6 protein-coding genes are annotated in these 9377 nt (G+C 48.0%); all 6 read right to left on the bottom strand.

From position 1 onward, the window contains the following. Nucleotides 1-32: 32 nt before the first annotated feature. Nucleotides 33-2123, bottom strand: coding sequence for a WxL domain-containing protein (locus EKM76_RS07920; RefSeq protein ID WP_164507623.1), 2091 nt, complete (start codon nucleotides 2121-2123; stop codon nucleotides 33-35). A gap of 77 nt (nucleotides 2124-2200) precedes the next feature. Further along, a complete protein-coding gene (locus EKM76_RS07925) occupies nucleotides 2201-5275 on the bottom strand; it encodes a WxL domain-containing protein (RefSeq protein ID WP_125550153.1) in 3075 nt (1024 codons plus the stop codon). Between the two features lie 52 nt (nucleotides 5276-5327). Then, a complete protein-coding gene (locus tag EKM76_RS07930) occupies nucleotides 5328-6350 on the bottom strand; it encodes a DUF916 domain-containing protein (protein ID WP_164507624.1) in 1023 nt (340 codons plus the stop codon). Nucleotides 6351-6490: 140 nt separating this feature from the next. Beyond that, nucleotides 6491-7459 (bottom strand): WxL protein peptidoglycan domain-containing protein, encoded by a 969-nt coding sequence (locus EKM76_RS07935; RefSeq protein ID WP_164507625.1) that lies wholly within the window; start codon nucleotides 7457-7459, stop codon nucleotides 6491-6493. After that, nucleotides 7452-8492 carry a DUF916 and DUF3324 domain-containing protein gene (locus tag EKM76_RS07940; RefSeq protein ID WP_125550156.1) on the bottom strand — a complete coding sequence of 347 codons (1041 nt, stop codon included), beginning with the start codon at nucleotides 8490-8492 and terminating at the stop codon, nucleotides 7452-7454. Before EKM76_RS07940 ends, EKM76_RS07935 begins: the two co-directional genes overlap by 8 nt. 201 nt (nucleotides 8493-8693) lie before the next feature. After that, nucleotides 8694-9296 (bottom strand): hypothetical protein, encoded by a 603-nt coding sequence (locus tag EKM76_RS07945; RefSeq protein ID WP_125550157.1) that lies wholly within the window; start codon nucleotides 9294-9296, stop codon nucleotides 8694-8696. Nucleotides 9297-9377: the final 81 nt, after the last annotated feature.

A 9377-nucleotide genomic window follows, 5' to 3' on the forward strand; every position in this document is an offset into this window, starting at 1 on the left:
TTATTTAACGCCATCCATTTATAAATATAGGCTTAATAGCCTGAGGTCAACGTCCAGGTCAAGGTCGAGTGGTACTCACCTGGCGCGACTGTCGTTGTGGTCGGCAAGTTCAGCGCGACATCGGCGTTAGCCCAGCTGGCAGTCGGCGAACTACCACCTGGCGCAGTCGTACTAGTCAGCACCATCTGCAGCGTTCCATCCAGTGGCAAAGTAAAATCAGACGCTAGATCAACGCCAGTAGTTGGCACTTGGATCGCCCCATCAGTAAGGCTGATCGACGCGCCAGCAACTGCCGTTTGATTTTTAGTTGCAGTCAATGTTGCACCACTAACGGTTAAATACCAGGGATCTGTCCATTGATTCGTTGGCGTGGTCGCTTGGCGATCATCCTTGACCTTGACCTGCAAACTATCAGCATTAGCATTAGCACCAGTGGTTGTTTTTAAATTCGTACTCGTCACACCGGGGACCACCGTGCCAAAGTCTAAAGTAGCCGGCAAGACCATTGCCAGCGCGCTGACCCGGCGATACATAAAGCTGACGCCCTGATCTTTAGCAGAAAACTTACCGGTAAAACGTGACGTGCTTGGGGTTTTAGGATCATACGCCACCCACTTGTTGCTGCCGCTGCCATCATTGTATTGATAACCCACGTAGTACCAGCCGGCTGGCGCTTTAGCTGCAGCAACCCCACCGCTGCCATCGACATCGATGGGATCAGTCGTGCCGCCGGTGATCGGCGTATCTTTATCGCCGCTTAACTTGGTAAAACCTAAGCCAGTTGGATTCGTCGTTGCTTTATCGGCATCCATTTCACTACCAGTTGGCACGGTGGTTGGTTGCTGATCGATATCCCAGTAATGGACTCCGACGTTGGTTTTGGTGACAACGTTATAGCCAAAAGTAAGCACTTGGTGGCCGGCGGTAGCGCCTACCTGTGTCGTCAGCTTTTTCAATTGCGCGATATCAGTGCCACTTTCCGTTTTTGCATTTTCGTCGGTTTCGTCACCGGTATAAGAATAGTCCGTATATTGATATGTTTTCCCGCTATAGGTCACAGTATCTGCGGGCGTCACTAAATTAGCATCAATTTCTTCAGTGGTACCGTTTTTGTAGATGTGGCCTAAATTATAGGCCCAAGCTTTTTCAGTTTTCATAATAGTACCTGACTGATTCACATAATTGACCGTAATGTTTGTGTCTTTTGGCTCATACCAGAAAACATAACTGTTAAGTGTCTTCGACGTTAAATCAACTGAAGGTATACCAGGTAGCGAAGTGCTATTACTGCCAGAATATGGGTTAAGTGACGTGCCCTCCTTGACTATTTTTTGGTAATGATCATAGCGATACTTTGTTCCACCATAGTCAGTGATCGGTAAGGCCGTGGCTTGCTTGACTGGTGCACCGAGTACCCCACCCTCACCAAAGGAAACTGCTGGGGCTAGATCGGCGCCAGTCACATCGTCTTTATAAAAAGCCTTAGATACTACAGGAATTACTGCTAGACTATTGTTGATCTTAACCTGTGCAGTGCCCGCGTTACTAGGCTGACTTAATTTGACTTTAAACGTTATCGTGACGACATCATTCAGATTACTTAACCCGGGGTTAAACGCTGGCATGACCCCAGAAGTAAATTCGATCCGCGTGTAATAATTAGCGGCACTAAGTTTATTATCATCCAGCCCCACATCCGTAAATTTCGTACTCGTACTAATATTGGTCCCATCGGCTACCGTCACTTGCGGGACAACACTGCTGTCATAGTTCGGTTGACCCTGAGCCAAGTTAAGATTAGGCAGATAAATGTGCGTACTCAACTTGGACAGTGCGGGCGTAGTCGTTCCGGCAACAAAATTGACCAAATCACTTAAATGGCCGGTATAGGTGAACTGATAATTATAACTACCTTCACTGATCGTCGTCCCCGTCATCTTATAGATGCCACCAGGATTAGTCATTTTCGGATTGGTTTGCCAAGGATTTGCGGTGGTCCCCCACATTGGATCAGTAGCTAAAATCACCGAAGCATTTGCCGTTTGCGGCGCAACCAAACAAGCTAGCCAGGTCATCCCCATACAAAGTATCAAAAAGCCTAACCACTTGATTCGCTGCGCCAATTTGCTCGCCTCCTTCATTAATTTTTATTATCGGGCGTAAAGCGATCTTTTCGTCTCAAATTTAAATTGCTGCTGCTTTATTTCACCCCGTCGGTCCATGAATAAGTGATCGTCGCGTGATAATCACCGGGCTGAATTTTGGTGCCGGCTAATTGCAACTGAATATTCTTAAAGATATAAGCGTTGCTGGTCTGGGAGTTTGAATTGCTGATCAGCGCTTTGGCGGTCCCGCCGGCGACATAAACCGCACTACTCAAGGCGGGCGTGCCAAATGTGATCTGCGCCGTTTCACCCGTTAGCTTGCGGCTACCATCCGCGTTACTGAAATTACTCAGCTGCGCGCTGACCGTCCATGGGCCTGGTGTCGCCCGGTTATCGGTAACAAGCAACGTTTTGTCGCCGTCAGTATTGTTATACAGACCCGGCACAGCTTGGTGTTTGCCAAACTCCAGATTAGTCGGCGGCGTGATCTCAATACCGCCGCTAGGGGCTGGTAGCAAGGTGACCTTGCCGGTTGCACCTACATACGTGGTGCCATCCATTATCATATCGGCGGAAGTCAAGCCGCCAGTTGGCATTGTGGCGGTCGCTTGTACTTTATAGGTGATCACCGCACTGCCACCGCTAGGAATTGGTTTCGCCAGCGCGATCTGCAGCATCCCGTTAGTCACCGTTGCCGTGGCGGTCACAGTGGTGCCATTGATCGTCGCGGTCACGCCGCTTAGATTTTTCAGCTGACTTGGTAACGGCATTGAGAGCACCGGCTTAGCAATGCTGGCCGTACCTTTGTTAGTCACATCAGTTTCAAAGGTGACCGTGTCGCCAGTTTGATTGTTGCCGGCGGTTGGACCGTGGACCGTTTGCTGGCTGAATTTGTTGCCGCTGATCAGAATTGATTTAGTGGCGGTCACGTTGTAACTTGTCGTGTCGTCGACCACATAAACATTCAGCGTCGCCTTAGCGTTGGCGTTGGACGTGATCGTCTCGCCGTTAGCTAATTTCAGCGTTGGTCGATTGATCGTTGCCGTGATCGTGTGCAAGCCCAGCAACGTGGCATCCGTCGTGCCCAAATTCAGCGGGTTGTTCGTGGCAGTGGTGCCGCTAGCAACGTTTAGGCTAAAGGCTTTACTGCTGTTAGCTTCCACTTTGGCAAAATTAGCCAGCGTCGTGCCTGACTTATTATCATTGGCGCTGATCGTATCCGCGTTGGCGTAGTCGTCGCCCCAAGTCCCCTTGAGCGCCACTGTTTTGCCGCTGGTCAGCTCACTTTTCTTGATATAGTAAACATTGTCGCTGTTCCAAGCAATCGTCGGTGCCGCCGGTAAGTTCGTTTGGTTAAAGAATAGCGGCGCCGGTAACAGCGGGATTTGCGTACCTGCTGAACTGGTAGTAGTTCCCGTGTAGTAAAGATAATTTTTATTGGTCGTATTAGGTGTTAATGACGGCAAACCGGCCAGAACAGCATCTTTACTTGTATCTGCCTTACCCGCCGTCATCGCCGTATATGTTTTCGCTGTCAGCGTAGCAGTAGCAGTAGTTTTATCTGCGTTAGCTACACCCGCCGTAAAATAATTCACTGCGCGAGCAAAGCGATTACTACCAACTGCGCCTAAAACAGGTGCTTTGGTACCAGAATAATCGATTGCCTTACCCGTCATTACACCATCAGTCAACACATCCAGCGTCACCACGCGATCAGTCAATGTATCATTCAACGCAACATTATTCAGCCTTGTTTTACTACCGCCAACCGATTCCCAAGCGGAAGTTGCTGCGTTTAGAGATTTTTTAGTGTCCCATGGGCTAGCATAAGCGCTCCAAGATGTAATATTAGAAGTTACCGTGGCTGGCGTCGGCGTTGCACTCGGACTGACTAAAGCGTAATCAATCGGTGTTCTACCGGCAGCCGATTTACTGGCACTAGCCGAAAACGGATCGATTAACTGATTGGTTCCAAAAACATCAATTTTTAGATTAAATAAACCATCGGCACGTGATGATGGTGGTAATTTGCCTGCCGTTAACTGTTTATTCGGTGAAATATCTTTGATATTGCCGGTATATTTATTCAAATTAACATAAAAATTTATATTGGCTTTACCAGTAAAGCCACTACCCATTAGCCATGCAAAATTTGGTGCCGCATTAGCAATCGCGAAGCTCCACCCAATATCACCGTTTTTTTGTAATGCACCACCACCAACGTTAGTGAGGTCAAATGACCAAGTACTATTAAATAATGAATTATTAGTTGTACCAGAAGTACTACTTGTACCGAATAATGCCGTTGGATTCAAGTAACCACCGTTGCTCGAATTACTAGTGATATTATTCGCTAGATCAGTGTTGTCTTTTCCCGGACGCGCTAACTGCATATAAGCACCACCGGAAATACCACTATTAACATCGACAACGTTAATTGGAATCCCCTTGACCTTTAAATAAAAGGCATTAGCCTGATTTGGATCTAGATAAACATGGTGGTCAAACTGCATTGGGAACGAAGGGCTACCATATTTAACACCTGCAACTTTAATATCATCCAGCTTCAGCATAAAATATGCTTTATCCCACTGAATGGCATCTTGCAATTGGCTGGCGTCAACGTCTTCTGGTAACGTTACTTTAACCATGGCACCATAATTACCACTTTGGATTTCTTCTTTTGAAATATTTTTGTTTATTGTCGCCTTAATATCGATCGAACCAGTCACTTTAATAAAGCCATTTTGATATAGCTGTCCGTTATTATTCATTAATCCTTTGTCATTCACCATTAAATGTGATGCAGTGCCGGTACCTGTTTCTAAATTATTCACATTCGGATCATCACGGGACGGTATAACACCTTGACTATCAAGCCCTGCATTATCTGTATACTCTGTAGTAAAAGTAGCGTTGCTGAATCCAATATTAATATTGGATTCAGCATTTACATTTGCGTTACCGCTACTTAAAACAGTTCCACCTTGATTAGCCACCCCTGTTTTCATTGTCATCCCAGATGTGCTGGTATAGTTGTTGTTATTAAAACCCGGCGTTCCCGTTCCAGTATTATCGTATACCGGCACCGATGTCGCTAATAGCCCCACGGCCGCTAAGCCGAGTAGTGTGGTCAAACCGAATTTCACATACTTTTTCAATTTAATCATGACACTCAACTCCCTTCACTGCTTACCTATACGTTCGTCGTTGTGTGTGCCCCTACTTCTGTCGATGCCGCGGCCCGCCGATGCGGCCTTTGCGGTACGCCCAGTAAACTGCCCCAGCGGCGGCTAAAATAATAACGGCGCCGCTGCCAATGTACAGCCACCAATTCGTTTTAGTTACGGGTAACTTTTGCTCATTCATGCTGATCTGCTGGCCTTGATCGACGTGGAAACGTTTGGTCAGCGTTTGTGCGTAGCCATCGCGACCGGTGAGCCGCAAATGCAGCATGTAGTTGCCGGGCTGCAATAATTTCGTCGGCATGAAATAATTCAATTCTGAATAAGGCGCCATTTGCAATTCTTTTTGCTTATACGTAGCGAGCACTTTCGTTTTGCCCGGCCGCGTTACCGTTCCCGCAAAGGTCATTTGGCTGACGATGTTGGGTTTACTGTTACGTAAACGAACCAGCAAGCCGGATTTACTTAAACGTGAACCCGGTAAAACACGGGCTATTTTTAAATGCGGCATTACTGGCGTAGCGTCATGCCGCAGCACCACGCTGAGATTGTAGGCGACTTGACTTTGGACATTATTGCCATCGTCGCCTAACATTGCCGTCGAGCGAATACCGCCAAGGATCATGCCGCTAAATGGCGCGTCCGGCATTTTCACGTTAAAGGTGACCTGCTTCGTTTCGCCAGCCGCTAGCGTGACACTTTGCGTGCGTTTGCCTTGAACTAACTGGCTAAAGCGTAACGCTTGCGGTGCGCTGAGACTTTTGACGTCAGCGCGATCATAGGCAATCGAGCCGTTATTGGCGGTGTAAGCATCGTTGGCGGCGACTTTGATCGTCAATTTCTGCTGCGACGTATTATTGACCGTCACCGTCAGCGGCTGCACACTATTTTCCGCCGCCGTTAAATCAAAATATGTGACTTGCTGATTCGTTTGCGTGGTCGGCAGTTGCGCGGTCATCGTGTAACTATTGCTAGTCTTCGCCTGCACTGGCCGTGACGCAAAAACGGCGGTCATACCCAACAATAAGGTGACAAACAGTACCCATTTTCGCTTATTCAACTCGATCACTCCTTCCAAACTTTGAGCCATCTCACTAATCAATATATAAACAAACGACAGAGCTACGTCTTCAATAAAACAAGGTACAATCACACAAGGACGTTTGGCCGTCGATGTGTGGCTATGGAACTATTGGAACTTTATTTCTGCTTGCGTTTCCGGATGATCACGACCACGATCACTGCGTTCAGTGCAACTAGCAGACCAACGACCAGCAATAAAATCCAGGTATAATCTTTGGTCAAATTCGTTGTCTTCGCGTTGGCGGCTTTGGCAGTCTTACTATCTAGGACTGCCCGCTGCTTGATGTACCATTGCTTGCCTTGACTGGTGATCGTGCCGGTGACTTGGTAGCGGCCGCTTTTAACGGGATTGCCTGAGCGACCCCAAGTCAGCGGTAGCCGCGAATACGGGGCAAAGTTCTTGTACGTTTGCACAAACGAGCTTGTGGTGCTGCCGATGCCGAGAAAGCCATAATGCTTGATTTTCAGATCAACAGTGACGTTTTTCAGTAACGCGCCACGCTGATTTTCTAAATTAACGATCAAGTAGGGTTGGCCGCCGTAAGTCTGCGCGTCTAGCCCAGCTAAGGCTAACTTCGGCGTCACGCTTTTGTTAGTTTCGGTCAGCCAGACAGGCACATCAACCGCGGCACTGCTGTTGCTGGCGACGTAAAAGTGTAAGCCGCCGATCAGCAGCCCGCTAAACTTCGCTTGGGCCACGCGCACCGTGATCGTCACCGTGCGACTTTCCTTAGCGGCCAAGGTATAGCGCTGCACCTTGACCATTTGCCGAAAATCTGGTGCACCACTGATTTTACCGGTGCGGTTAAATAAGATCTTGCCTTGAGACGTTGTTGTGGCGTTGCGCGGCGCCATCGTTATGGTTTGCGCGTTGCTGGCAAAATTCGTCAGCGTCACTTTTAACTGTCGCGTGGCGCCTGGCTTGGCGATCAGTTGAAACCGCTCAGTATTTGCCCCCGAAGTCTGCGGCACCACGGCAATATTGTCGATCGCCGCTTGCGTTGGTGCTGCGTGCAGCAGTAAGCCGAGTAACAATGCGGCTAACAACAGCCAGCCTTTGTGCAATTGGTGAAATTTTTTACTCATTTTTATCATCTGACTTGCGACCACGACGACCGAGTAGATAACCGCCTAACACGAACATGATCAATACCAGCACGCCGATGGCAATATATAACCACGTGTAGTTTGGCTTGAAGCCGGCTTGCTTGTTGTACTTAGACGCTTGGGCTGCGGTGATCGTGAAGTCACGGGAGAAATGCCAACCCAACGTGCCACCAGTAGCTTTCGCCGTGTAATCCAAATGGTAAGTGCCTGCTTCTAAGCGTTGCTTGCCCCAATCAATGGCAAAGTCGAAGTTGGAGTTAGGCGCCATTGAGCGACTATTTTGGACTTCGTGATGGATCACTTTACTGCTGCCTTTTTTCGTCACTTTGGCATCAATATTGACGGATGGTAATAGCCATGGCGCAGTATTTTGCGTGTTGACCATTACCGCAGTGTGGCCCGTGCGCACACCCGGATAGATTTGGTTTAACTTCATTTTAGCGTTACCGACTTCATCGCGTACACGAATCAGTACCGGCATGCCAAACGCATACTTGTTTTTCAGCAAAGTTTGCTTAGCGGTCGTCGTAACGTCCGCTTTTTCATGCAGCGGCCAAGTCCGAATCCCACCGGCGATCAACCCTTGATAATTCTTATTCGGCACATTAACGGTAAAGGAAACGTTGGTGCTGCCGTTAGCTGGAACTTTGACCGTCTGCTGCTTCGGCGATTCAGTCTGTTTGCGTAGCGAATAGGTCAGCGTTGAATCCTTAGGAATTTTCTTGCTGTCATAGACTGATTCACCACCAGAATTGGTGTATGACGTGTACATCGCCACCGCAAAGGTCCGATTTTTATCGGTTAAGTTAGTCACCTTGACCGACACCGTCTGTTGACTGCCTGGCGTGGCCAGCACATTGATGTAGCCATCCTGGGCCCGCTGGTTCTCTGAGTACAACGGGATCACCGTAAAATTACTATTAGTAGTGGCCGCTTGGGTCGCGCTGGTCAACGTCAAGCCACCCAAAACGAGCGCCAAAAACGCCGTTAGCCAAATACTGATTTTCTTCATCTGAATTTCCTCCTACGCAATGATTGCGTTTATAAATGATTGCCTACTTGCTTCCGCTTTCATTATAACAAAATCGGTTGCGCTTTAGTTCGTTGCTCGCTGTCTTTTATACTAAACGGGGGTGAGCCAAGTATCTGCCCACCCCCGCTACCGCCTAATAGCAGAAAACCACTAAACGTTTGATCTTATTTGTTGTGTTGCTTATTCGTTAGAACTTGCTGCTGCGTTCAAAGTCCAAGTAACAGATGCATCATAAGAGCCTGCAGTTACATTAATTGGTGCCGTTAAGCTTGCTGCATTAGCTGCCTTGTAATTGATCGTGGTTTGGCCATAACTACCCTCATCAGCATTAAAACCTAAAACCTTAGCTTCAGGGCCGCCAGCTTCTAAGGTTGCCTGAGTACTATCCTTATCAACTGGACCAGTTACTGTAGTATTACCCGTTACCTGGTTAAGCGTCATCACGAATGCTGGTGTCGCTGTTGTACCAGCAGCGGTGGTAAATTTAGAACCGCTGGTTAAATCTGGATCGGCCTTACCGATAAATTCACCAAGCTGGGCCGTCACCGTGTACCCAAGGTTACCGGCAGCAGAGTCAGGTTGGCTTGCATCGTCAGCTGTCCGATAGTCAGTGACTTGTAACACACCTTCAGAATTACCATTATCATCGGTAAGACCGACGTTATCCTTCAGTGCTTTATTAATACCACCGGGACGGATCGTACCGAAGTTAAAGCCCAAATTGCAAGAACAAATTAGCCACGCAATAAATCCCGGCAAGACAGTATTTTCATTGATATTCATATTTTAAAGATTCAATCTTTAGCCAGCGGCAGCGGAGAAAAGCTCTTTTGGGGTTTGGTAACCTGACTGCCGGCGTGGTAA

Source organism: Loigolactobacillus zhaoyuanensis (assembly GCF_003946385.1).
GTDB lineage: Bacteria > Bacillota > Bacilli > Lactobacillales > Lactobacillaceae > Loigolactobacillus > Loigolactobacillus zhaoyuanensis.

Bases quoted from the DNA above. Each gene is read 5' to 3' on its own strand.
- EKM76_RS07925 (WP_125550153.1), bottom strand. From the start codon at position 5,275: ATGATTAAATTGAAAAAGTATGTGAAATTCGGTTTGACCACACTACTC.
- EKM76_RS07935 (WP_164507625.1), bottom strand. From the start codon at position 7,459: ATGAGTAAAAAATTTCACCAATTGCACAAAGGCTGGCTGTTGTTAGCC.
- EKM76_RS07940 (WP_125550156.1), bottom strand. From the start codon at position 8,492: ATGAAGAAAATCAGTATTTGGCTAACGGCGTTTTTGGCGCTCGTTTTG.
- EKM76_RS07945 (WP_125550157.1), bottom strand. From the start codon at position 9,296: ATGAATATCAATGAAAATACTGTCTTGCCGGGATTTATTGCGTGGCTA.